22 protein-coding genes and 2 tRNA genes are annotated in these 25541 nt (G+C 31.6%); 1 reads left to right on the top strand and 23 read right to left on the bottom strand.

Features of this window, described 5'->3' with window-relative positions; genetic code table 11:
• Positions 1–7: 7 nt before the first annotated feature.
• The 5 genes from N5B56_RS11735 to N5B56_RS11715 all read right to left on the bottom strand — a co-directional run bounded on the left by N5B56_RS11735 (position 8) and on the right by N5B56_RS11715 (position 5499).
• Entirely contained in the window at positions 8–1321 is a 1314-nt protein-coding gene (locus N5B56_RS11735) for an ABC transporter substrate-binding protein (RefSeq protein WP_260979027.1), read from the bottom strand.
• Positions 1322–1440: 119 nt separating this feature from the next.
• Positions 1441–2991 (bottom strand): response regulator, encoded by a 1551-nt coding sequence (locus N5B56_RS11730; protein ID WP_260979026.1) that lies wholly within the window; start codon positions 2989–2991, stop codon positions 1441–1443.
• A 131-nt stretch (positions 2992–3122) separates the two neighbouring features.
• On the bottom strand, positions 3123–4877 hold the full coding sequence (locus N5B56_RS11725) for a sensor histidine kinase (RefSeq protein WP_260979025.1): 1755 nt from the start codon (positions 4875–4877) through the stop codon (positions 3123–3125).
• 437 nt (positions 4878–5314) lie between these two features.
• A tRNA-Leu gene (locus tag N5B56_RS11720) sits at positions 5315–5398 on the bottom strand.
• 19 nt (positions 5399–5417) lie between these two features.
• Positions 5418–5499, bottom strand: a tRNA-Tyr gene (locus N5B56_RS11715).
• Between the two features lie 181 nt (positions 5500–5680).
• On the opposite strand from N5B56_RS11715, the gene N5B56_RS11710 reads away from it, so the two are divergent.
• Positions 5681–6523 (top strand): class B sortase, encoded by an 843-nt coding sequence (locus N5B56_RS11710; RefSeq protein WP_117910265.1) that lies wholly within the window; start codon positions 5681–5683, stop codon positions 6521–6523.
• Positions 6524–6997: 474 nt separating this feature from the next.
• On the opposite strand, the gene N5B56_RS11705 is transcribed toward N5B56_RS11710, so the two are convergent.
• The 18 genes from N5B56_RS11705 to N5B56_RS11620 form a co-directional block, all read right to left on the bottom strand.
• The gene (locus tag N5B56_RS11705) at positions 6998–9022 is read right to left on the bottom strand and encodes a glycoside hydrolase family 13 protein (RefSeq protein WP_260979024.1); all 2025 of its coding nucleotides are present in this window, start codon (positions 9020–9022) and stop codon (positions 6998–7000) included.
• A 456-nt stretch (positions 9023–9478) separates the two neighbouring features.
• Complete coding sequence (gene ftsH / locus N5B56_RS11700) at positions 9479–11287, bottom strand: ATP-dependent zinc metalloprotease FtsH (RefSeq protein WP_022088890.1); 1809 nt, start codon at positions 11285–11287, stop codon at positions 9479–9481.
• A 95-nt stretch (positions 11288–11382) separates the two neighbouring features.
• Complete coding sequence (hpt, locus tag N5B56_RS11695; RefSeq protein WP_022088891.1) at positions 11383–11904, bottom strand: hypoxanthine phosphoribosyltransferase; 522 nt, start codon at positions 11902–11904, stop codon at positions 11383–11385.
• 20 nt (positions 11905–11924) lie between these two features.
• Complete coding sequence (gene tilS / locus N5B56_RS11690; RefSeq protein WP_022088892.1) at positions 11925–13370, bottom strand: tRNA lysidine(34) synthetase TilS; 1446 nt, start codon at positions 13368–13370, stop codon at positions 11925–11927.
• A 62-nt stretch (positions 13371–13432) separates the two neighbouring features.
• Complete coding sequence (locus tag N5B56_RS11685; RefSeq protein WP_022088893.1) at positions 13433–15136, bottom strand: SpoIIE family protein phosphatase; 1704 nt, start codon at positions 15134–15136, stop codon at positions 13433–13435.
• Between the two features lie 490 nt (positions 15137–15626).
• A complete protein-coding gene (locus N5B56_RS11680) occupies positions 15627–16025 on the bottom strand; it encodes an FtsB family cell division protein (RefSeq protein WP_118565698.1) in 399 nt (132 codons plus the stop codon).
• Entirely contained in the window at positions 15962–16429 is a 468-nt protein-coding gene (gene yabQ, locus N5B56_RS11675) for a spore cortex biosynthesis protein YabQ (protein WP_022088895.1), read from the bottom strand. The genes N5B56_RS11680 and yabQ overlap by 64 nt, the downstream gene beginning before the upstream one ends.
• On the bottom strand, positions 16426–16710 hold the full coding sequence (gene yabP / locus N5B56_RS11670) for a sporulation protein YabP (protein ID WP_243003062.1): 285 nt from the start codon (positions 16708–16710) through the stop codon (positions 16426–16428). Before yabP ends, yabQ begins: the two co-directional genes overlap by 4 nt.
• Before the next feature lie 210 nt (positions 16711–16920).
• Positions 16921–17163: an RNA-binding S4 domain-containing protein gene (locus N5B56_RS11665; RefSeq protein WP_022088897.1), complete on the bottom strand. Its 243-nt coding sequence runs from the start codon at positions 17161–17163 to the stop codon at positions 16921–16923.
• 234 nt (positions 17164–17397) lie between these two features.
• A complete protein-coding gene (locus N5B56_RS11660; RefSeq protein ID WP_022088898.1) occupies positions 17398–17670 on the bottom strand; it encodes an HU family DNA-binding protein in 273 nt (90 codons plus the stop codon).
• 265 nt (positions 17671–17935) lie between these two features.
• Positions 17936–18484 carry a stage V sporulation protein T gene (gene spoVT, locus N5B56_RS11655; RefSeq protein ID WP_022088899.1) on the bottom strand — a complete coding sequence of 183 codons (549 nt, stop codon included), beginning with the start codon at positions 18482–18484 and terminating at the stop codon, positions 17936–17938.
• Positions 18485–18614: 130 nt separating this feature from the next.
• Positions 18615–18908, bottom strand: coding sequence for a hypothetical protein (locus N5B56_RS11650; protein ID WP_022088900.1), 294 nt, complete (start codon positions 18906–18908; stop codon positions 18615–18617).
• Between the two features lie 171 nt (positions 18909–19079).
• A complete protein-coding gene (locus N5B56_RS11645; protein ID WP_346432206.1) occupies positions 19080–19577 on the bottom strand; it encodes an SseB family protein in 498 nt (165 codons plus the stop codon).
• Between the two features lie 84 nt (positions 19578–19661).
• A complete protein-coding gene (locus tag N5B56_RS11640) occupies positions 19662–20444 on the bottom strand; it encodes a glycosyltransferase family 2 protein (RefSeq protein ID WP_022088902.1) in 783 nt (260 codons plus the stop codon).
• A gap of 157 nt (positions 20445–20601) precedes the next feature.
• Positions 20602–21573 carry a glycosyltransferase family 2 protein gene (locus tag N5B56_RS11635; protein WP_118565702.1) on the bottom strand — a complete coding sequence of 324 codons (972 nt, stop codon included), beginning with the start codon at positions 21571–21573 and terminating at the stop codon, positions 20602–20604.
• A 56-nt stretch (positions 21574–21629) separates the two neighbouring features.
• The gene (locus tag N5B56_RS11630; protein WP_158574530.1) at positions 21630–23522 is read right to left on the bottom strand and encodes a DUF2142 domain-containing protein; all 1893 of its coding nucleotides are present in this window, start codon (positions 23520–23522) and stop codon (positions 21630–21632) included.
• Entirely contained in the window at positions 23500–24234 is a 735-nt protein-coding gene (locus N5B56_RS11625) for a hypothetical protein (protein ID WP_178516288.1), read from the bottom strand. The genes N5B56_RS11630 and N5B56_RS11625 overlap by 23 nt, the downstream gene beginning before the upstream one ends.
• A gap of 2 nt (positions 24235–24236) precedes the next feature.
• A complete protein-coding gene (locus tag N5B56_RS11620; RefSeq protein ID WP_260979023.1) occupies positions 24237–25448 on the bottom strand; it encodes an MORN repeat-containing protein in 1212 nt (403 codons plus the stop codon).
• Between the last annotated feature and the right edge of the window lie 93 nt (positions 25449–25541).

The raw sequence follows: 25541 nt of genomic DNA, 5'->3' as shown, positions 1-25541 counted from the left end.
TCACTTATTATTTACCGTTAATAGCTGCCTTATGTTCATCTATAAATGCATCAATGTCTGCACCATCTGCAAATAATGTCTGAACCTGTTCATTATGTACTGCTGCCGGTTCTGATTCTAATGATGTATCCCAAGCAAGTACACCCTGTTTTCCTTCTGCTAATAAATCTTTAATCTGAATAAATAATGGGTTTAAGTTGCTTTCATCTGCAGGAGTTGTCCATCCACTGAATCCTGATCCTGTTTCATATGAAGCTACGCCCATTTTTTCATTAATGTAAATACAGAACTTAGCTGCTTCTTCTTTGTATTTAGTGTTATTGTTAACCCAGAATGATTCAACGAATCCACCACAGTAATCTGTTGCTTCACCTTTTCCATCTGCGATTGTTGGAATCTTTAATGCTACTACTTCTTCAGGTTTAATTGTTGCTGCATCGTCTGTGTATACATTGTTTGCAAACCAGCTTCCCATAAGTCTCATAGCTGCTTTTCCATTTTCAAATGCTGCATTTGCGTCATCATTTCCCTGTTCTAAAGGATTGTCCCCAAATGCTCCCATTTCATATAAATCACTTACTTTCTGTGCTGCTTTCTTGAATCCTTCATCTCCGAATTCTTTCTTTCCTGATAACATTTCGTTAACGCCTGTTGCACCTACTTCTCTTAAAGCTAATGCCTGATATACGAATGCTGCATTCCATCCGTCTTTAGCACCTGCTGCCATTGGTGTAACACCATCTAATTTCTTTAATTTCTTAACTGCATCTACTAATTCATCGTATGTAGTTGGTAATGTAGCTCCTGCCTTGTCAAACATTGTCTTGTTACAGAATAATGTCATATACCATGAAAACATTGGTACTGAATATAATTTTCCATCAAATTCAAATGCTGATGTTGAACCTTCTAAAATTTTTGACTTAACATCATCAGTTACATAGTCATCTAATGCCATAACTTTTCCTGCATCAACTAACTTCTTTGCTGTACCTGCACCCCACCAATAGAATACGTCGATTCCTTTTGCGTCTCCGGCAAATTCAGCGTTAATCTTTGTCTTGTAAGCTTCTGTATCCAAAGTTTCTGTCTTAATCTTAACACCTGAATTTTCTTTTTCGTAAGCTTTAACTGCCTCTTCATATTTGCCCTTAAGTTCATTAGTATCATTTGACCACTGATGCCATACATTTAATGTAATTGTACCGTCGTCATTTTTAGCATCGCTGCTACCACCTTTGCTACCACATCCTGCCATTGAGAATGCCATTGTTGAAGCTAAAGTAAGCGCCAACACTTTCTTAAATAAATTTTTTCTCATTATAAATCCTCCTCAATTTATTTGATATTCAAAGTATACTTAATCAGATTCTCTATCTCAATTTAATATTTTGACTAAAAAAGGTTAAAAATTTTACTATAAATTTTTAACCTTTTTTATTAACATCTGTATTCTTTTACTGTCTTTCCTGTCTGCTTTTTAAAGCAAATGCAGAAATAATGTGAATCTTTAAACCCAACTTTTTCCGCAACTTCATACACTTTTAAATCAGTCTGCTTAAGAATTTTTTTACTTGCCTCTATTCTCTTTTCAGATACATATTCTATAAAACTGACTCCGTACGTCTTCTTAAACTCCCTACTTAGATAACTTTCATTTATATATAAATCCGTCGCCGCTTTCTTTAATGAAAGTTCTGAATTGTATAAATTTCTATTAACATATTCTAAAGCATCTTCTATAACATTTTTATTACGTTTAGATTTTTTTTGATTATGATAATCATAAACAATTTTGATATATTCCTTGGCGCATTCTAAGGCATCTGTTACACTTCTAATCGCTCTTACATCCTTAAAAACGTCCTCTTCATTTATTAATTGATACAAATTTATTCCATACTTATTAAGAGTCGAACCTGCACGTAAAATAATTGTCATTGTCATAAGTTTTAAATATTCTTCATCAGCTATCTTTCCTTTTTTAATTACTTCAATATAATCTTTAATGTATTTCAGCATTTCTTCTTCCCTGCAATTATTTATAGCTTCCGCAAATTTATCCCAGTCAAGTTCTATTTTAGAATTATTTTGCTTCATAACCTCCTGGTATTCAGAATATGTAACCACTCTGTTTCTTCCAAGCAAAACTGAAACTCCAAGCGCCTTATCTGCCTGACCATATGCCGATGCAATGCCACAAAATCCTATATTTTTACCACTTATTCCGATGGTTGCAGTTATTCCAATCTTATTTAATTTTTTATGCAATGCTTCTGCATAATTAATGCATTCATCCAAATCCTTATTTACAAAATAAATTATTATATTATGCATAAAATGAACAAACGTAATCATATTGTCGTTATTTTGATTTTGAACTAACTCATAAACTTTTTTATAATTTTCCTCTTCCTGATTATCTTTAATTTTTACATCTATGCATACACAACCATCAATAAGTTCTTTGCAGTTATATGTATCCATTTTTTTCACTGCTTCTTCTTCATCTATTCTATTTTCAACAAGTCTTAAAAGAAAACTTTCTTTTAGTATGTCATAATTATTCTCCATGCTTTCTTTTAATTTAGCCACCTCTGTAGCCTCTTTGTTTCTCTGGTTAATCTCCTCTTTTAATTTAGCCATCACTTCACTTATTTCTTTTATGTTAATTGGCTTTAAAAGAAATTCGTCAACACCTAAATTGATAGCTTTTCTTGCATATTCAAATTCCCTGAATCCTGTTATAATTACAACCCTGCATTTAGGATGTGCTTTCAATAGCGCTTCAGTAAATTGTAGTCCATCCATTCCCGGCATATTAATATCAGTCACCACAATATCCACCTCATGATAATTTATATATTCCAATGCCTCTTTTCCGGACGCTGCTTCCCCTACAATCTTAAAACCATTTTCTTCCCATTTATATCCTTTGCGAATTAAAACCCTCTCTAATTTTTCATCATCCACCAACAATACATTTAACATAATTATTTCTCCGATTTTTTGCTTAATTTAATGTGTTTCACTATTTTCTTTCCACTGTACATTTACACTATTTTGTCTGATTGTACATTTACACTATTTTGTCTGATTGTACATTTACACTATTGCAAATCTTACTCTGATTTTATCTTACCTACAGTAACAATTATTTCTGTTCCAACACCTATTTCACTCTGAATTATCATTGGATTATCTATTTCATACATTAACTTTATTCTCTGTATTAAACTATAAAGTCCAAATCCCGATTTTCCAGTAACAGATTTACCTTCCATTATTTCCTGTATTCTTTCTTCACTCATTCCAACTCCATCGTCAGATACAATAAATATTATTTCATCATCCTGTTCAAATACTTTTATATTTACAGTTCCCTCTTCTCCATTTAATCCGTGATGTACCGCATTTTCCACTAAAGGTTGAAGTAAAAGTTTAAGAACTTTCTCTTTTTTTACCGATTCTTCTATTTCATAATTAACTTTTATCTGATTGTCGTATCTCATGTTTAATATTGTAATGTAACTTTCGATACTACTTATTTCATCCTCAACTGTTATATAATCAAGTCCACTGTTTAGACTGTTTCGATAAAAATTTCCTAACGCCTGCGTCATCTGGAAACATTTTTCATTTTCCTCCATTAATGCTAATGCTGAAACCGCATCTAAAGTGTTATATAAAAAGTGTGGATTTATCTGCGCCTGTATTATGTCTAACTTGCCTTTTGCAATAATTCTTTCTTCATCCTTTACCTTTTTCATTAAAGATTTAACAGACAAAATCATATGGTTAAATACTTTTTTAAGGCTTGTGATTTCATTATCATTTTCTACAACAGGCATTGTCACAAATTCACCGTTTTCAACTATTTTCATATGTTTTTCTACTTTTGCAAGTGGTTTAAATATGAGATATGTAAGTAACATTGAGCATATAAATACAAATACAACATTTAAACACATAATTACCACTATCACTGTCGAATAGTATGGAGCTAAAGATGTAATGTTATCCATTGAAAATACTCCGATAAGTTTCCAATCCTGTATTCCTATATCCTGACTTGCAACAACACTTTTTTCGTCTTTATTATTTACTTCCATGTACTCCTTAGACATATTTTTTGCAATTTTTGTATACTTTTTAAAATCACGCTTTTTGTCTTGAGGCTCAATAATATAATTTCCTTTCGAATCAACTATGTAGAACTGATTCTTGTAATCATTACTAACCTGATTAAAATAGTCCTGCAATACTAAATCATCAAAAGTTATTAGAAGTGTAGCCAAAGGTTTATAATCTCTCTTATCTACAATCTGTCTTACATAGCACAGATAATCATTAGGTGCATAATATTCTATTGTTCCATCGCTTCCGTTATAGAAAAATCCGTTTCCATTTGCTTGCTGCATTTCCTTATACCAATTTGTATCCTGGATTTGCTTATTTATTTTTTTTGGTGGTCTCTTATAAGAATTATAACAATTATTATATTTATCAAATATATATACTCCGGAAATGTATTCTCCGGATAATATCATATTAAACAAACTCTTTGTTATGTTTTTTTGATAATTCAAATTAATATTCTCTGAATTTATTTGTCTTAAAGAATCCTGTACGATATCGTCAAAATATATCTGTGTTGAAAATTGAGTTACATTATCAAAAATAAGCGCTAAATTTCCCTGAAGTGCATTTACTGTCTGCACTCCTGCCTTACCAACTTCAATTTTCGTATATCTTCCGTTTACAGCTGAAATTAATGTAAACGTCATTATAAATGACAATAAAAGAACCGCAATATAAGTCAGAATAATCTGCGTTCTTATCTTTGCTTTTTTCCATTTTTTTAATAATTTATACACTTTTCTCTCCACCATACATTATATTACAATTTTCTTTAAAAATTGTTTATGAACTTCATCTGTCGTTTTTTAGTACTTATAATTTTTTATAATATTTATGCTGTTTCACTCATATACATAAACATACTTTATAAACCTATAACTGCAAATTAACTTATATAAAGTTCATGAACATTTCCATGTCCAATATAACAAATACCCTCCTTTTATAGTAAATGATTAGGGCCAAAATGTAAATATTTACTATTTTTTATTGTAAAACAAAAATGCCTGCAACCTCTTTTTCTATAAAGGATTGCAGACAATATAATTTCCATCTCGCTGATGCGGCATTCGCCGCATCAAAAAAAAAAAGAACAGGTTCTTTCTGAAAACTAGCTTTCTAAAGAACCTGTTCTTTTTTTGTGTATGTGGACTCATTGCTTCGCACATATATATGCCGGCGACCGGAATCGAACCGGTACGATATTGCTACCACAGGATTTTAAGTCCTGCGCGTCTGCCAGTTCCGCCACGCCGGCGAACCCGTTGAATAAATAATGGGCAGAGAAGGATTCGAACCTTCGAAGGCGTTGCCAGCAGATTTACAGTCTGTCCCCTTTGGCCACTCGGGAATCTGCCCATTTGTTTCCAACAATAAATATTTATACCATAATTTTTTTATTTACGCAACCATTTTTTCTACTAAATCAAGCTAAATTAGGCACCATCAGATACCGCATAATTGACATCCTTTTTTCCAAGTCATATACTTGTCTATATTATGAAATTGGCTATTTATATATTAAGAGAGGAATTTAACAATGGTGAAATTTTCATCTTCGAGAAATAAGAAATCCATGAAGAAGCGAAATCTTTTAATAGCTATTTTGATTGTTGCGATGCTCGCTTTTTCTGTGGCAGGAACATATATATTTATGTATTTTTCCAGTGGCAAAAATCCAACAGAATACAAGAAAACTAATGCAACATCTCAGTCAAATAAATCTAACAATAATTCAGCTATCAACAATAACTCTGACAGCATGAATGATAATGAAGATGACTCAATCATAAATCCATATGATTGGGATAAGATTGCTAAAACAAACAAAGATATTTATGCATACATATATATTCCCGGTACAAAAATTGAATTGCCGGTTGCGCAATCTGATGATTCTAAAGATGATTCCTTTTATCTTACACATAATGAAAAAGGAAATTATGAATTTTCAGGTTGTATATATAGTGAAAAAATAAACTCAACTGATTTCACTGACCCCGTAACTGTATTTTATGGTCATAATATGTTAAACGGCACAATGTTTGCACACTTACATTATTTCGAGAAAAAAGACTTCTTTGATAAACATGAATATTTTTATGTTTATACACCTAGTCACAAATTAACATACAGAGTTTACTCAGCTTATGTTTATGATGATACTCATATTTTAAAAGCATTTGATTTTTCGGATATTCAGGTGCGAATGGACTATTTCAAGACAACTCTTAATCCAAGCGTTTCTAATGCAAATGTTAGAAAAGATGTAGCTTTAACTCAGGACAGTAAAATATTAACACTTAGCACATGTACTTCAGGAAAAAGTAATACACGATATATTGTAAATGGACTATTTATTAAAGATGACGTTACAGACTAGGTATAGTTATATAAAACTAATTGTGCATGCATTGAAGCGCAATATCAATGACATTATAACTCTAAATCAAATCTTACAAATAAACCCAGACTCCCACTATGATTGACAAAGATTATTCTTAACAAAGAACAACAAATAAAAATGAACCTATAGATTTTCAATATTTGACAAAATTACATTCTGCCAAACACTATCTTAAATATACAGGTTCATTTTTATATTCTATAATTTATATTTTATTATTTATTTTAGATTTTAATTGACGTATATATAATTTTATGCTAACCGGAAATATATGTCTATTCTACACATTTATATAATTTCTGCTAACTGAAAATATATGTCTATTCTACACATTTATATAATTTATGCTTCTTCCATGCATCTATATATTGGGGGTTATTACACACATCTATTTTGTTCTATAAACTACTAAATAATCATTTGCCCCGTCAATAAGGTTATTACACACATCTATTTTGTTCTATAAACTACCGCGCTACATGCAGGAATGGTAACTGCTATATCACCATTTTCTACCATTACCGGAATTCGACCCACATTATACAATTCCTCAGATGTTTCCATTAATCGTTCCATTACGTTTCCATTTGGAATGTTTAACTGCCAAACAGGAATTTTCACATTGATTTCATGGTCTGATGTATTGATAGCTGTTACTGTGCCATTTAATGCATCAAATCGTCCATAACTTAAATAATTGTTGCCCCAGTCTAATTGCTTGTAAGAACCTTTCTTCAATTCATCGCAATGATTGTGTATAAAAATCATATCTCTGTAAAATTCGATTAATTCAAAATCTTCTTTGCCCCAAGGATATGTTCTTCGGTTGTCCGGATCTGTCCATCCACACACGCCGGCTTCATCCCCATAATACAATGTTGGTGCTCCCGGCAGAGTCATCTGCATTACGACTCCCTGTTTAAATATGGCTTTCTTTACATTTTCATTTGCCGCTTCTGCTCCTGCAGTTGCAATTCTTCCAGCCATACCGTTTGTTCTTGTCATAAATCTTGAATGATCATGATTTGACAATTCATTCATTGCCACTAATAACGACTGATTCTGGAATTGCGCCATATGATATTTCATTGCATCATTAAAGCTGTGGGCATTTCCCTTAAGTTCCGGCTTTACATTGTCAGAATGTTTATCAACACCTGTTAAAAACCAGCTTACAGGATCCATGAACGCATCATAATTCATTACCGTATCCCATTGGTCGCCCTTTAGCCATTCTCCCGCTTCGCCATAATGTTCTGCTAAAATAATTGCATCCTTATTTGCTTCCTTAACTGCCTTTCGGAATTTACGCCAGAATTCATGATTAAATTCACCGCTATGTCCCAAATCAGCTGCAACATCTAATCTCCATCCATCAACATTATAAGGAGGTGAAACCCACTTTTTTGCAATGTCTAAAATATACTGTTGCAACTTTTCACTATCTTCATAATTAAGTTTTGGCAAAGTATCAAATCCCCACCACCCTTCATATGTTGAGTTGTGAGGCCACTGACCGCCATTAAATTTAAAAAAAGAATTATATGGGCTGTCCTGAGAAATATATGCACCTTTCTCATAGCCATTCTCTTCTCTGTAAATTTCCTCGTAATCCATCCATTTGTTAAAAGAGCCACAATGGTTAAATACGCCGTCAATAATCACTTTAATTCCACGTTTATGAGCCTCTTCTACTAATTCAATAAACAATTCGTTACTTGCTTCAAGATTTTTCTTATTTGTAACTCTTGAAATGTATTTTGTTGCCTTTGAATTATCTGTCTCTCCGTCTTTTAATACATCCCCATCATCAACAACTATTTTCCCAAAATGAGGGTCTATATAATCATAATCCTGTGTATCATATTTGTGATTCGAAGGTGATACAAACAACGGATTAAAATAAATGACTTTAACACCTAATTTTTCCAGATAATCCATCTTATCTATAACTCCCTGTAAATCACCACCATAAAACTGTCTGGTACCGTCTGCTGCCGGATTTTCATACCAGTCTTCAATTTTTTCTACGCCTTTTCCAATATACGCATATTCATTTGTTTCAACATCGTTTGTTTTATCTCCGTTGCAAAAACGTTCTACATATATCTGGTACATAACTGCACCTTTTGCCCAATCCGGTGTATTAAATCCGGGTGTTATTGAAAAGTCATAAACATCTGAGTAGCTTGTATCAGCTCCTGCCATATTGTAAAACAGAATTTCATTTCCATCTATCTCAAATCTATATCTATAACATCTGTTTTCAAGGTGAATTCGTACAGTATAATACTCAAATATCTCATCCTGATAACATGATGTCATTTGAATTCTTTCATTATCAATAATTATATATACTTCATTTGCCATTCTATGGCCTACGCGAAGTATAAAGCTATATTTATCTGTCTGTTTATTGTATCTGCAAAACTGTTCTGTTCCGTCATGAAAAATAGAATTTCTATTATGGTTCATATTGTTCTCCTAAATATAAAACTATATAAAATTTCCTAAAAAAATCAGGAAATAAACATTACTTTTCAACTATCTGTTTGTAACTGTCATATATATATTATTTCATATATTATTCAATATCTTATTCCAAACCTACTCACTAAATTATATTACATATTTGCATAAATTGGTGCTATTAATTTTTATACAAAACAAAAAGGACAGCTGCTACTGCTGTCCTTTTCGGAGAAGGTATTCGTTTTTTCTTTGGGGTGTAGCAAAAAAAACTATATAATGTATTGGGGGGTTTTACAATAATTATTATAGCATAAAATCAACTGTTGTAAAGCGTTTTGTTACCGATAACAACACTTTTTATCTTTTGCACAATTTATTATTGTTTATTATTATTTTTTATTAATATTTTATACAATTTCTTATTTTTTAAAACATTTTTATTAGTCATTATTACTTTTGTCAAAAAATACTTTCAAATTCCTGTTGGTTTATCTTCTCTTTTTCGATCAACATTTGAGCACATTTTTGTAATTGTTCCATATGATCTTCGATAATTTTTTTAGCATCTTTGTAACATGTATCAATGATATTTTTTACTTCTTCATCAATTACTGATGCTGTATGTTCTGCATATCCTTTTGACTGTGCTAAATCACGTCCAATAAATACTTCTTCAGAATCATTATCATAATTTATTAAACCTAATCTGTCAGAAAATCCATATTTTGTAACCATTGCCTTAGCCATTGCAGTTGCCTGTTTAATATCTTGAGATGCTCCTGTTGTAATATCATCAAGAATTATTTCTTCCGCAATTCTTCCACCAAGGCTTACCATTATTTCCTGAATCATATGTCCTTTTGTATCAAACATTTCATCTTTTTCAGGTAATGGCATTGTATAACCTGCTGCTCCTGCTCCTGTTGGAATAACTGAAACCGTATGAACAGGTCCTACGTCAGGCAATACATGGAATAAAATTGCATGGCCTGCTTCGTGATAAGCTGTAATACGTTTCTCTTTGTCAGAAATAATTTTACTCTTCTTTTCTTTTCCAACCCCAACTTTAATAAGTGCTTTATCAATATCTTCCTGAATAATAAATGCTCTGTCAGATTTTGCTGCAATAATAGCCGCTTCATTTAAGAGGTTTTCCAGATCAGCTCCTGTAAATCCTGATGTAATCTGTGCGATTTTTTTCAAATCAACATCCTCGCCTAACGGCTTATTCTTTGCATGAACTTCAAGTATTCCCTTTCTGCCTACAACATCAGGTCTTCCTACTAATACTTTTCTGTCAAATCGTCCCGGTCTTAAAATAGCCGGATCAAGAATATCTACTCTGTTAGTAGCTGCCATAACAATGATACCTTCATTAACACCAAATCCGTCCATTTCTACAAGCATCTGGTTTAATGTCTGTTCACGTTCATCATGGCCACCACCCATTCCTGTTCCCCTTCGTCTGGCAACAGCATCGATTTCATCGATAAATATAATACATGGTGCATTTTTCTTTGCTTCCGCAAATAAATCTCTTACTCTGGAAGCACCTACGCCTACAAACATTTCCACAAAATCAGAACCTGAAATTGTAAAGAAAGGCACCTTAGCTTCACCTGCAACAGCTTTTGCTAATAATGTCTTACCTGTTCCCGGAGGGCCTTCTAATAAAACACCCTTTGGAATTCTTGCTCCTAAATCTATATATTTTTTAGGATTCCTTAGGAAATCTACAATTTCTTCAAGTTCTTCTTTTTCTTCAATAAGACCTGCGACATTTGAGAAATTAATATTCTTAACATCAAGTACAAGTCTTGCGCGGCTCTTACCAAAGTTAGCCATTTTTGCATTGCCTGCATTGGCACTACCATTCATAACCATAATAATAACAATTACAACACCTGCCATTAATAGCACCTGTATAATTGATATCATCAATGAATTATCACCTGCAACATCAGTAACTGTAGGCTTAACATCTGTATCTATTTCATCTATATCACTAATTACTTTATTTACATCTGTTACATATACTACTTTTCTTGATTTATCCTTTGATAAAACAACAACAATACTTCCTGATGGTACCTCATTATTTTGTCTGATTGTAACTTCTGATACATTTCCAGCCTTTAAATCAGTAATAAAATCATTATATTTATAATCACTGTCTTTCGTTGAAAATATTGAAAATGCATACATACCTACAATCATTAATGCTATAACTATAAAGTAAATTCTAAATCCTCTTGAACTATTCTTCAATTTTTCACCTCCTATGGTAGTATTTTGTATCGCTGTCAGTAAAATTTCACGCATCCGTCATCTTAATCGGAGGCAAATTTTTTTTGAATATTAAATTACTCTTCAACAACGCCTACAAAAGGTAAGTCTCTGTACTTCTGGTCGTAGTCAAGCCCATAGCCTACTACAAATTTATCTTCTATTTCAAACCCTGTATAATCAACATGAACATCTACTTCTCTTCTTGATGGTTTATCAAGAAGTGTTGTTACTGCAATGCTTGCAGGCTTTCTTTCTTTTAACAACGGTATTAACTTGTTTAATGTATTACCTGAATCAATGATATCTTCAACAACAATTACATTTAATCCTTCTATGTCATGATCCAAATCTTTTTTGATTTTAATATCACCTGTACTTACAGTACCTGAGCCATAACTTGATACACTCATAAAATCAAGAGTTACCGGTATTGATATTCTCTTTGCTAATTCGCATGTATAAAAAACGCTTCCTTTTAGGATACAGATAAGACGAACAGATTTTCCCTTATAATCTTCGCTAATCTGCTTTGCAATCTCTCTAACTCTTTTATCAATTTGTTCTTCACTAATCATTTCCTCGATATGACTTGCCATTTTCTTCTCTCCTTTGTTTTTTAATTATAAAATTCAATCTTAATTATGTTTCTAGTATTACTGTTGACTTTATAGTAACTACTCATTCTATATCCGACTATCCACACTATATGATTTCCATCGGCCAATAGTAATACTTTATCTCTGTCTTCTTTAGGAATTTTTTCATTGATAAAATATTCTTTCAGTTTCTTTTTACTTCCGAAATCATTTACTACAAGGTAATCACCCTCTTTACGATTCCGTAAGGTTAACGAACCTATTTTATCACAATCAATCCATTTAGTATACAGTAATTCCTGTATATCATCTACTGAAAATCCGTTGTTTTCGAAGTCTATTTTAAATTTTCCATTGTACGGATTCTCGTTTATAAGTTCATTATTTACAATAATTGGAATCTCCTTAATTTTTTCAATTTTTATATCGGATAAATCCGAAAGTAGAATTCCCTTATACTTTTTTATTGCTTTGATATTATAAGGCAAATTAACTGACTTTGACACTTCAAGCTTTGCCAAATTTATAATACTTTCAACGTGCGCCGCCGTTACATCTTTTAATTTTCCTGCTTTTTTCTCAATTCCTTTTCTGACAATCCTTTTTGCTATAGCCGGATGAATTTCAAAAGCCTTTAATGAGATGAATATTCCTTCTTCATTTTCGTCTACATATTCATCATATGTCTTATTTGTTTCAATCTCTAAATAATCTTCTATTTCTCCTAACATTTTTCCGGCATTTACAATATTATATTCAGCTTTTTTATTTATATTTTCTTTTATATACGGAATCAATTCTAATCTAAGCTTATTTCTGCTATATTCTGTTTCAAAATTTGTTTTATCTGTCCTATATGATATATGATTTTCTTCAAGATATTTTTCAATCTCTTTTCTAGATACACAAAGCAGTGGCCTTACAATGTTATCACGCTGCATAGGGATACCCGAAATTCCTTTTATTCCGGTTCCTCTAAAAAGGTTAAACAAAATAGTTTCACTATTATCATTCAAATTATGTGCCACCGATATTTTATTTGCATTATATTTCTCCTGCACTTTTGCAAAACATTCATATCTGCAGACTCTTCCTGCCTCCTCCTCTGACATTCCTCTGGCTATTGCCTCTTTTTTAGCATCTATGTGAAAAATTTCATACGGAATATGCTCTTTGTCACAAATTTTTCTAACATATTCCATATCTCCATCTGCTTCTTTGCCTCTGATATGATGATGTACATGAACCACTACAAGTTTTAAATTAATAAATTTGCTTATTTCTTTTAGTACATATAGCATACAAATGGAATCAGCGCCTCCGGATACTCCCAGAACGACGCTGTCTCCATTTTGCAGCATATTGTTTTCTTTAATAAAATTCAATACTTTTTTTATCATATTTTTAATATACTGTATGCTTATTCTAAAGTCAAACAACCCGGTTAAATCGTTTAATATTTTCATCTATCTGTTACTTTGATTGTCATAAAATACCTTAAATCAATAATTTATGTGATACTCTTTGTTTAATGCTTTCGCCATATTCCTGTCACAAGAACCGTCATATCATCTTTTGGCACTCCACCCGACAGTTTTATCGCCTCATTCATAATAATAAGTGCCATTTCTTTTGGATTATTACTCTCTATATCCATTATCACATTTGCCATCTCCTTTTCTTTATCATCGCACTGCAATGATTCCACTATTCCATCTGAAATCATTATTACAAAATCACCGTCATACAATTTTTTAGTTATAGTCTCAACATCCACCTCATTTAAAACTCCTATTGGTAAAGATGTTGACTTTATACATTCTACCCAGTTTCCTCTTTTTATAAACGTGCATGCAGCACCTGACTTCAAAAATCTACATGTTCCCGAATATAGATCAATCATTCCCATGTCGACCGTAGTAGAAATATCCCATCCACTTTTTGTCAGCAAAACCGAATTAATAAGCCTTAATATTGTATTTTCATTCAGTCCACTGTCCATAAACTGTTCCAACAAATCAATTATGATTCCACTATACTCATTTGCAACACTTCCTGAGCCCATACCATCGCATATGCTCATAAATGTCTGCCCTTTATCTAACACAAGATACGTAAAATTATCCCCTGAAACCTGTTCATTTCTTTTAACTGTTTTTGCACTCCCCTGTAATGTGTGAAAATTCACCTCCTCTAATAACTGAAATTTTCCATATTCTAATGGTATATTTCCATATTCTAAGTTTACCATTCTCATCTTTTTGCCAACCACCCGACTTATTATATCCGTCATCATTCTAACCGTAGCTTTTGCCCTCTTCTTCTTTTTGGCGTAAAACTCTACTTCTATATATTCTTTCTCATTTTTCACCACCCTTATTTTCTTTGCATATATTTTTTTCTCTCTGAATTTTCGTTGTATTTTTTCTGCCATTCTGTCTGTAAGTAAATCTTCACTAATTGCCGGTCTCAAAAATTTTTCCACGATCTTACTTACTTCATTGAATTGTGATGCCATGGCTTCCCTCGTTTCCACCATTTTGCTAAACCACAAATAATTAAGCCTTGCCCTTTCCATATACTGTATTTCACTATTCGCACATCCGCTACACACACACTCATTTATATGATTTTCCAAATATTCGTTTTGAAAATTTTCATTATACTCACTGTTTATATACTGCATTTTAGAAGCTATTCCCTTAAAAGCTTTCGCCGTTTTTAACACCTGCTCCGCATCTACATTTTGCATACCATCATCTATTGGCGATAATTTTTTCTGAACCATAAATTTATTTATTCCATATGCAAATATTATGGTTGTTGACCAGTTAAGCATTATTATCGGAATATATGTAAGCATTTTAAATGTACTCCAATGAAGCGACGCCATATTATTCATATAAAAATCTGCTCCCTCCATAACAACCATTGTCATAACCGAAATTCCTGCCAAAATAAACGGATTTGGATTCTTTGCCCATTTCTTATATAAATTAATACACACATATGTCATCAAAATTATCATTGTATACTTGCACATTGGCAAAAATCCCTGATAAAAATATATTCCCCCTGCCATAACCGGTGCTATCACTACTCCAAATACGGGCAATATGTTTCCCGCACTATACCATGCCAAAGCTATCGGATTACAGCCAAAAAATGTAATTCCTGTTACTGCCCAGGATATCATAAGTAAAAATAATGGTTTCAATACCTTTTGCGTCATTAATCAATCCTCCATTTTTTTATTGACAACAGTATATCGGATGTCAATATCCAAAATTGTCGAATCATAACCTTATGTTCCTTAGACTTTTTGACATTTTTTCCTTTTAAACTTTTATAGACCGCCTTGGTCAAAAGGTCTAAGTTCACATGAATTTGTTCATAAGCGGGTTAAAGCCAAATTCATATAAACATCAAGTATATTATACAAACATGAGCTTACTCATAAGTAAATAAAAGACTTTTTAATCTGTCCAAATACGAGCAAAAAAAAGAAGCTGACCTTTAAAGTAAATGCAAAAAGTTAAATTATCTTATAACTATTAATTCCATATACTTTTAAAATCAGTTTCTTTTTTAATTATATAGAAAATAAATCTCTTTAAAAATTAATTTTTTATTATATTAATATAAACATCTTTAAAATTGGTTTCTTTTGTATTTAGGAAAATTTACTTCGTAAATCGCTTTCTTACTTATTTCCTATAGCTTTAGTCTTCTGGCTTAAAGATTACTTCATCCGGATACACTAATCCCATCTTTCTTGCCATTTCTTCTATATATTCGTCTGTCTTAACGTAGTCTTCTTTTTCTTTTAATTCATCTGATAATTCTAATTGGTCATTATATTCCTGCGTAAGTTCTTTTTTCTGTTTCTTTAAATCTGATAACGTTCCATATGCATTAAATGTCTGTACAAGTAAAATAGCACATAACATAATAACTACAAGGCTTATTCCAACTATCATGCCTCTGTTATCGTTTTTTTTCTTACTCTTACTTACTCTGCTCACTCTGGAAGTAGCAGTGCTTTTCCTTGGTTTTCTTACCTGTTGTCCGTTTTGCTGTCTGCGTTGCATGCTTTCCTGTGGTTTTCTTTTTTCCGACATCTACTCACCTTATTTCCTTTTGCAAACTTTTCTTCTATTTTCGTCTTTCTTAGTTTAATTCGTTTCCATGCTTTTTTCAATGGTTTTAATAAAGTTCTAATTATCTTTTCCAAAACTTTCGAAATTTTCAACACTAATTTTCTTCCTACTATTATTTCATAAACTGCCATTGCCAAAAGCATTCCAAATATAGGATACCATCTTAAATTTCCGTAATTTTTTTTAATCAACATACTAAAAAATATGTAAGCTACACATATCCAATATATAAAATCTTCAATAACCACTCTAATAAAATGTGGTTTAATAAGATTTCTTATTATCCTTATAGCATCGTATACAATTGCAAATATTATTCCGCAATACAGTGAAGTAAAAAGCAAAATAAGTTCATCTTTAATCATTTAAACATCCTTTTAAGCATGCTTTCTTTTTTTCTTTTATATGATGAGATTTCAGAATATTCCATGCTGTCCACAGTTCCTTCAATCTCTAATTCCCCTTTTTCTATACTTAACCTATTTACTTTTAAATCCTCACCTTTAATAGTCAGAATTCCCATTGTCGTTTCAAGTAATACCTCTTTTGTATCAAAAGAAATAACATCCTCGACCCCTGTAATCTCCATTGATTTCCTGTTAAGCATCATAAGTTTATGAGCTTTGGAAATATTATCATTCTCCACTAAATCACCCACATAGCTATACTTACATAAATATATGAAACTCTTTTTTTATTTATACTAACTAAAAAAACAATCCGTAGGTATCAAAGCTAGAGCTTTTGACCCAAACATCTAAGTTTATATTTCTATCAAATATTTTCTGTATGGGCTAATTTAGGCACTCTTTTATTAGATGCATTAGTACATTTATATTTGTATACTATCTTAAATTTATGTCAAATCTTTGTACATTTCTGTAGCTTCTTCTTTTTTTACAGTTTCATTCAAATTTAATACCTGAACTTTAACCGTTCTCTGTCCAAATTGAATTTCAATTACATCGTTAATCTTAACATCGTAAGAAGCTTTTACAGGTTTTCCATTTACTATTACTCTTCCTGCATCACAAGCTTCATTAGCTACTGTTCTTCTTTTAATAATTCTTGATACTTTTAAGTATTTATCTATTCTCATGTTTCCTCCTGATTTTGTTGTTAATTAGATATCCTTTTTTCTGCTATTATATTCATTAACCGGATATCTTTTCTGTTTTGCACAATTACATTATTAATTACAAATCTTATATTTTATTGTAAATTTAATTATTTTATAATTTATTTCTAAACTTCATGATTAAAAAGCAGTATAAAATAAAGGGCTTTTGATAACAAAAGCCCTTAAAATCACTTATATATTTACTCTTTTAAATTAGTTAAGAGCTTCTTTTAAAGCCTTACCTGCTTTGAACTTAGGTACATTAGCTGCAGCAATTGTGATTTTTTCCTTTGTTGCAGGGTTGATACCTTCACGAGCTGGTCTCTTAGAAACTTCAAAGTTACCAAATCCGATTAACTGTACTTTTTCACCCTTCTTCATTTCTTCTGTTACAACGTCTGTAAAAGCCTTAACAGCCTTTGCTGCGTCTGTCTTTGATAATCCTGCTTCTTCAGCTACTGCTGCGATAAATTCTGTCTTGTTCATGTTTATATCCTCCTAAAAATTAGTTCAGAAACTACTTTAATTTCATGTGTTCCTGTAATATACGTTTTCCTCGCGTACTTCAATAAACTTTATACATCATTTACCCTTACTTTGTCAAGGTAATTTGCTTATTTTAAGGGGATTTCAGCCAAATTTTATGTGCATTTTTCATAAAACATTTTTTTTATTTTTTTCGAACTTTTACGACTTATTTTTTTTAGCACAAAATTTTGTCATTTTAATTGTATTTTTTACCCGTTTAAATTTAAGACTCCATTTGCTTTCCTAAAAAATTTGCTGCAACTGCCGCTAACTTTTGTTCAGTTACCGATATTGGATTCTTTATGTCTTTTCCAATTATTGCAACCGCACCAACTGCATCTCCTTCACAGATAATCGGATATATTACTTCACCCATAGATGGTTCTTCACCTTCCTCAATGATAGCTATCCCCTTTTTTAAACTATTATGAGTTGTAAAGACTTCACGTTCATCTATTAAGTTTTCTACATCCTTACTTATCTTCTTTCCTATGTTTTCTTTTTTAGCTCCACCTGATGCAGCAACAACCTGATCCCTGTCGCAAATCATAATCATTTGGCCTGATGTCTGCCCTAACGCTTCCGCATATTGTTTTGCAAAATTGTCAAGTTCTCCAATTGGTGAATATTTTTTTAAAATGACCTCACCATCTCTATTTGTAAAAATCTCTAAAGGATCGCCTTCCCTTATTCTTAAAGTTCTTCTGATTTCCTTTGGAACAACAACTCTCCCCAATTCATCGATTCTTCGTACGATACCTGTCGCTTTCATGTTATTATCCTCCATAACTAATCTTTTAAAGAATTTAATTTTTTCTTTAATGTAATTAAATCCTATTTTGCTAAATTTAAGTTATGGAGTTAGTATGTGGAAAACTTAAGATAATATTCTTAATTTTACTCTAACCCTGTAAGCCTGCTGACTGACGAATCATATCTTCAACTACAATATCGTAAATTTCTCCAATTGAGTTACAATATTCTAAAACTTTCCAAGGCTCATTTGTATGGAAATGAATTTTAATCAAATCTTCATCTCCTACTGCGATAAGACAGTTACCTTCAAAATGTTCTGTTATGTACTCTGATATCTCATCCTCATCTAAATCTTTATCTCTTCTGTCAATCAAAAGCTGTGTATCATAACGATATGCAAACTGATCTTCTTCTACATCAATACTATTAATTTCTGACATAATTATCACCTCTTAAATTTTGTTATATTTATAATTCTTTAAAATTATGACGTTGTGGTCAAAAGTCCCTTACTTTGATGACTACAGATTGTTCATACTGCACACTCCTATAATCCTACTCCTTTATGAGCAAGCTTATGTGGGCTTAAGCCTTTTGAACCTGGCATCATATTATTTTCCAATAATAATACTTATCAATCTCTTATCAAGCATTATTGTTTTGTTCCACGGATTAATTATAATTCCACTTATTCCATCTGTTTTTAAGGCTGTCACAAATAAGCTGTCAATGTCACTCATAAAAGTAGACATTACACTACTGCTTCCTTTAACTTCCTCATCAAAACTTGTAAACGCCATCCACCACATTCTTCCATCATCTGTCTTAATTGCCTGAATATTCAAATTCCGATCTGCTTTAGGCGGCTCAACCGCAATAATTAATCTGCCTTTTTCCTTCATTCTTCTTCGGATAACTGTTAAAGTATGAGCTAACATTTCCTGAGTGCTTTCCTGCTGCAATGCTGCAATCGCATTTTCAATCTTAATATTATCCTTTAAGCCCTCATCTTTCATATTATCCGAATTTAAATCTGTTCTCACATTTTCTAAATTATCCTGTGAACCATTCAAATCATCCGGCAAATTATTTTTTATCTTTTTACTCATTTATATTATAACCTCAATGAATCACATAATTAAAATCCTAACAATATACTAACGTTTTCATTGAACCTTCCACTCTTTAATAAATTACATATTGTTAGAATCCTGACCTTTAGCATAAAATTTTACTAATATCTTAACAATAAATTTAGGCCAGAATTTTGAAAACATAACTTCATCTTCATCGCTTCTTTTATTATCGGCAATAATGGCTGATGTTTCTGAATCTTCATGTATTCTATGTGCCACTAATGGCTTTTTGCAATAAATAAAGCTTCCTTTAAGTTTAGAAAGTTTCTCCCATGCCTGCCAGTCTTCATTGCTTCTAAATCCAACTTCAAAAATAGGATTCGGCAAATTTGCTCTGACATATCCTACTGAAGGGCAACAAATAGGTGATCCAAATGATAATATTCTTCTTCTTACAAATCTGCTGTTAAAAAACAATCTTGTCTTTAATGGTATAAGCATGATTCTTTTAACTTTAAGTAATTTGTTTTCTTTAACATATTCACCATTTCTAAGTTCCCAGTAATCTGTAAAGAAAATCAAAGGATGTTTGCTTCTTTCAAATTCCTTTAATAAAGTTTCTGTATACTCTGGAAAATATACATCATCCTGATGTGCAATTGTCACATAAGGAGTATCAATCTGTTTATATCCGAAATTCCAGTCTTGGACAATTCCTCCCTGACCTTCGTTTACTATCAGTTCTATATTGTGTTTTTTTGCCATATCAGCAATATACTCATTAGGTGTTGAAGTAACCATTTTAATTGTACTTTTTACTGTCTGTTTTTCTAATGACTGTATGCATTCCTCTAAAAAAGGACTTTCTTTGTATGCACATATTACAAATGAATGTTTCATCTTTCTTCTCCTAAAAACTCTGTTGTTATTTACTAAGTTTTTTTGCTCTACTATTGTTTATTATTTTGGTTTACCAAACTATATCATTGCTTATTATTCACGATTACTAAACTTTAACATTGTTTGTTCCCATTTTTTTAATTCTGTTGCTCTCTATTTATACAATCTTTTTATATAGCATCATTATACATATTACTATGCTCTTTGGCATTTTGCAAAATATAGTTACAATTAGTCTTATTAAAGCTGTTTCACCTTTAGGCTTTCCAAGTCCCACATAAGGATTTTTCTTATAATCAGGAATCTTCCCGGATAACCAGTTAAAATATTCTGTATACGCTTTTGACATTTCTTTTTTAGTACTCTGTTTACATATAAAGGTCAAATTCCAGATAACATATTTTATAACAAAATACTCAAACATTTTAGGCTTCATATATTTTTGATTTTTATTTCTCTCTATTAACCCTTCAAGAAAAGGAATTGGAGAATTTGCCACTTTTTTCTGAGTTGTATTTGAAACCGACTCATCTCTGTAAATCCAATTATAACCCACATAATCTGTTGTTATGATTTTGTCACTTTCGCCGTAAGCTGTAACATTAAAATATGAATCCTCTCCCATTTTATAATCGCCAAATTTAAGATTATGTTCTCTGACAAATTGCGTTTTCATAATACGTCCCCAAGGACTTATCATTCTAAACTTTGCCCATTCATCTTTTGTGAGAACCATTTCATCTAAAACTTTTCCTCCAGGAGTAATTCGCCTGTATCCACCAATTACCATATCAGCATCAGTTTCCAAAATTCTGCTTAGCAGCATTTCTATACAGTCTTCTTTCATGGAATCATCATTATCCATAAACATCAGATATTCACCTGTGGCAAATTCGATTCCTCTGTTTCTTGTATAAGCTATTCCATGATTTTCCTGTGTAAGAACAATTAAATTATTATATTCTTTTGCAAGCTCGTTTAATATTTCTAGCGTTGAATCCTTTGAGCCATCATTAACAACTATAATTTCTATATTTTTATATGTCTGCCTTTGCAGTGACAAAATACAATCCTTTATATATTTTTCACTGTTATATGCAGGTATTACAATTGATACTTTTTTATCCATTTCCTAAACCTCTCAAAAAGGCTTTACAAAATCAGATTTTGTAAAAGCCTTTCCTTTTATGCTAGCTTTTGAACAATTAATACCGCCAAAAGTCCATATGCAGTTATAAATGTCATGATTCCGGTAAGCAATCGGGCGTAACCTGTTTTTGTTACATTAATACATAATTTCCCGTTATATGCAGCTACTATAGCCAGCCACAATATCGGAAGATAATATCTGGCCTGTACACCTACTATAGCCTTCTGACCTACAGGTGTAAATGCAAGATACATTGCTGTCCATATCAATACAACAATAATAAAGATAAGTCCCCAAACACCTAATTTTGTTTTTACATTAAGAGGCTTTTCTTCTTTATTTTTGCAAATTAAAATCATAATAAGTGCCATTATTACATAAGCAAATTTATCCGGTCCTACGACTGTTCCACCATAATTCATAAGCATTAAATTACCAATTGTATATGGGTCTCTTGTCTCAGCTGAAATACCAAAGTTTTCAAAACTAAATATACTTGATAACAATTCTTTTGCATAATTAAATGGCTGTCCAATAATGTTTCCAATCTGACTTCCTGAGTTTGTATCTCCACCTCTGATATCCACAGTTGCCGTAACATCCGGTGAAATCATACTTGCTATTGTTGGCAACACAAATGTTGTAAGCATCCATCCACATACAGCCAATATTCCAAGTTTAAACCAGATTACACTCTTTTTACTTGAAAATTTCCTATTAGGAATAAATAGTGCAAGCATAACTAATGGTGCATAAACCATCTTAGATAAACTTCCCACTGTAATTGCAACCATTCCGGCTACTAATAACTTTGTATTTATCTTTTCTTCATCACTAATAATTTCATTTATCAGCAATACAACTCCAAGTGAAACAAAGCATAAAACAAAGCCATCATATGTTATAGAACTTGCCTGTAAAATACTTGTAGGCATTAATGCTATACAAACAAGTGCATATTTACATACTTTTGTCATCTTTATTGCAATCACCATAACAACAAGATATACAATTAAGTTCATAAATTTAATAAGCATCAGCATATTAGAAAAGCTTAAATGTAGTGCTCTTGCAATTTTTGCTCCAAGAATCTGAGGTATATATGCTACTGCAGTATAATTTGTTGCAACTGCCTTATTTGTTCTTGAAATTACTTTTTTATCATTAGCATTCATGTATTGGTCTACGAGATTTTTTTCCTCCAAAGTGTTATATGCAGGAATTCCTACTTTTTCCTCATACTTAACAACTGCACTCGTGTTATCTACTAAATCTCCGTAGGCATTTTCATATACGGCCTTAAAATGTGTTTCTTCATCCCATGTAAACGGTGTTGCGCCTGTAGAATAAATTAATGATACTCCGATTAAAAAACCTGATACAACGAAGAACAGCTCTATTCTTTTTCTAAGAATATCCTTACATAAAATAATCATTGCAAGCATCACAAGTACTGAAAATATAAAGCACATTCTATATTTGTTAGGTGTAAATGAATTTTTAATCTTAACTGCTTTTATACAGTCCACGTATTCTTTAGGAACATCAATTTTAATCTTGTTTCCGTATTCCCCTACAGAAGTCACCCCTGTTTTTAATTCAGGATACAATATGTCATTATATCCTTTTTTATTTTCTTTTCCATAAGACGATACAGTAGTAACTTCAAAACTGTAATGGATTATTTTATTTTCTTCTGATAATCCATATATCTGTACCTTTCCTATGTAAGTAGTCTTTTTTAACTTAACTTCAATTGAGTTATTTTTAACTGTAAAATTAGTAAAAGTTGTATCTTTAAGTCCATATCTTATACTCTTAAAATTAAAGCCAAAAAATTCGATTACAAACGTTAACACAACAATTAGAAATAATACAATTGCATACGCTAAAGGCTTCGGTATTTTATTTGTTATTCTTTTTACCATTAGACCCTCCATTGGCATTTGCTTTCATTTTAAGAAAATTAACTGTAATTCCTATAAAGGCAATCAATACTAATCCCCACAAAAAATCTGTAGAAATTTTCTTTCTTCCTTCAACTACAATACATAAAATATTTCCACTTATCTGCATATCATCATCATATGATGCTAAATTTTCAATTTTATCCTGTCTGTTACCATAAATAACAAGTTCACTGTCCTGTGGAATATTTTTGCCTTTCACAACAATTTTTAAAGAATCAGCACTAATTTTTAAATCGTGACATTCTATGTTTGAATATGCAACTGAGCTGTCTGAAGACTCTTCAGCATAATATAATGTTAACATGATATCCTGAACTTCTAACTCTTTTTCGCCTAGAACTTTTCCTGATTCATTATCATAAAACTTTATGGAAATAATTCCATTGTTTCTTTTTTCCTGCGTATATTTTTCTCTTAAATCTTTTATCTTAAGAGAAATGCTTTTAAGGTTGCTAACCTTCTTGTCTACAACTATGGAATATTCCCTGTCATTAGAAATACGTCCAACCGTATACTCTGTATCTTCGTTTGTATTTGCCGCTATTGTAGATTTGCCTACATCAAAAACCCTTCCGGTAACAGCCATAAATAAAATGTAGACAACCAATGCAATCCCTAAAATTATAATACTAAGATTTTTATTATATTTATTAAGCATACTTTTACCCATTATTATTTATTCTCTATAACATTTTTAGCATTAATATAAGGATATACCTCATATCTATACTCAATATCATCGTCATCTACCAGTCCAATATCATCTACGTTTTTAATATATTCTTCTTTGTAAATGCCGTAATATTTACCTTCAATTGTAATTTCATCATTTATAGCTGGAAGCACTTTTGTCTTTTTGTTATATTTAAAATTAACATAATAAAACTGTTTGTTCCCAACTTCTAACTTTATAGTAGCCGTATTTTTCTTATTGTTAAGTTCTATATAATTAACTTTTCCATTGACTTTTGCTTTCATTCCGGCATAGCCATATGGATTCTTTGCAACATCTTCATATGTATACGAAGGATTTAACGGATTAAATTCTCCTGCATTTACGTCGTAACTGTAAACAACTTCTACATATGGCAATGTACCTGTGTACTGATTATACTTTGTACTCTTATCGTCATTAAAATGTGTATACATATCAGTTTTTAATAAATATCCATAAACCTGAACTTTATCTCCGACTTTATATGTCTGTGAAATAGACTGTCTGCCATTAAATACTTTCATGTTTTTGCATTTGCAAACATAAATTTTTCCATCAGAATCCTTAATTGTTATATATGCATTTATTTTAGCTTCATAAACAGACTCCACCGTACCTGTAGCTTTTATCATTTTTCCAACATAATTATCAGGATAATATATTAACTGTGAGTATTTTACGTCCTTTACCTGCGAAATTAGTTTTTTAATTGGAACCTGTTCATAATTCCAATCATAATCAGTTAACGTTCCCTTACTGTCATAATACTTAATGGCACCATTTGGAATCCCTGAATTATAATTCATAACATTATATGTTCCATCAGCAAATGTTTTTGTAATTTCTCCGTCAAATCGATTCTCAACCATGTCGCCTTCTTCTATGCTACCATCACTATATGTAATCGTACATTTTCCATCAAGGCTTCCATCTTTCCACGTTCCTTCAACCTTAGAAACTATATCACCGTCTACTTCAATTACGCCCTTTCCTTCAGGATTTCCATTATTAAGTTCCCCTGTATAACTCCCTGTATACTTGTTACCAAAAAGCGTTATTCCACTTGTAATAGTTCCGTTAGAAGTGTTTTTTTCATTTGAGCATCCTGCAAAAACAGCAGCTGTCATTCCCACTGCAAATATTGCAACAAGCAACTTATGCTTACTCATATTTTCCTCCTATAATCTGTATTGCACCATCTATTTGGTCAGTGGCCATTCATCAGAAACTTTTATCAAAATGAACTTTGCTCATTTTGTTTC

The sequence above is a fragment of the Eubacterium album genome, assembly GCF_025336545.1.
GTDB lineage: Bacteria > Bacillota > Clostridia > Lachnospirales > Lachnospiraceae > Eubacterium_U > Eubacterium_U album.
This window is presented reverse-complemented; position numbering and strand designations above follow the sequence as displayed.

Coding starts and splice junctions, on each gene's coding strand:
- N5B56_RS11735 (WP_260979027.1), bottom strand. CDS start 1,321: ATGAGAAAAAATTTATTTAAGAAAGTGTTGGCGCTTACTTTAGCTTCA.
- N5B56_RS11730 (WP_260979026.1), bottom strand. CDS start 2,991: ATGTTAAATGTATTGTTGGTGGATGATGAAAAATTAGAGAGGGTTTTA.
- N5B56_RS11710 (WP_117910265.1), top strand. CDS start 5,681: ATGGTGAAATTTTCATCTTCGAGAAATAAGAAATCCATGAAGAAGCGA.
- N5B56_RS11705 (WP_260979024.1), bottom strand. CDS start 9,022: ATGAACCATAATAGAAATTCTATTTTTCATGACGGAACAGAACAGTTT.
- hpt (WP_022088891.1), bottom strand. CDS start 11,904: ATGGCAAGTCATATCGAGGAAATGATTAGTGAAGAACAAATTGATAAA.
- tilS (WP_022088892.1), bottom strand. CDS start 13,370: ATGAAAATATTAAACGATTTAACCGGGTTGTTTGACTTTAGAATAAGC.
- N5B56_RS11685 (WP_022088893.1), bottom strand. CDS start 15,136: ATGACGCAAAAGGTATTGAAACCATTATTTTTACTTATGATATCCTGG.
- N5B56_RS11680 (WP_118565698.1), bottom strand. CDS start 16,025: ATGTCGGAAAAAAGAAAACCACAGGAAAGCATGCAACGCAGACAGCAA.
- yabQ (WP_022088895.1), bottom strand. CDS start 16,429: ATGATTAAAGATGAACTTATTTTGCTTTTTACTTCACTGTATTGCGGA.
- N5B56_RS11665 (WP_022088897.1), bottom strand. CDS start 17,163: ATGAGAATAGATAAATACTTAAAAGTATCAAGAATTATTAAAAGAAGA.
- N5B56_RS11660 (WP_022088898.1), bottom strand. CDS start 17,670: ATGAACAAGACAGAATTTATCGCAGCAGTAGCTGAAGAAGCAGGATTA.
- spoVT (WP_022088899.1), bottom strand. CDS start 18,484: ATGAAAGCGACAGGTATCGTACGAAGAATCGATGAATTGGGGAGAGTT.
- N5B56_RS11650 (WP_022088900.1), bottom strand. CDS start 18,908: ATGTCAGAAATTAATAGTATTGATGTAGAAGAAGATCAGTTTGCATAT.
- N5B56_RS11645 (WP_346432206.1), bottom strand. CDS start 19,577: ATGAGTAAAAAGATAAAAAATAATTTGCCGGATGATTTGAATGGTTCA.
- N5B56_RS11640 (WP_022088902.1), bottom strand. CDS start 20,444: ATGAAACATTCATTTGTAATATGTGCATACAAAGAAAGTCCTTTTTTA.
- N5B56_RS11635 (WP_118565702.1), bottom strand. CDS start 21,573: ATGGATAAAAAAGTATCAATTGTAATACCTGCATATAACAGTGAAAAA.
- N5B56_RS11630 (WP_158574530.1), bottom strand. CDS start 23,522: ATGGTAAAAAGAATAACAAATAAAATACCGAAGCCTTTAGCGTATGCA.
- N5B56_RS11625 (WP_178516288.1), bottom strand. CDS start 24,234: ATGGGTAAAAGTATGCTTAATAAATATAATAAAAATCTTAGTATTATA.
- N5B56_RS11620 (WP_260979023.1), bottom strand. CDS start 25,448: ATGAGTAAGCATAAGTTGCTTGTTGCAATATTTGCAGTGGGAATGACA.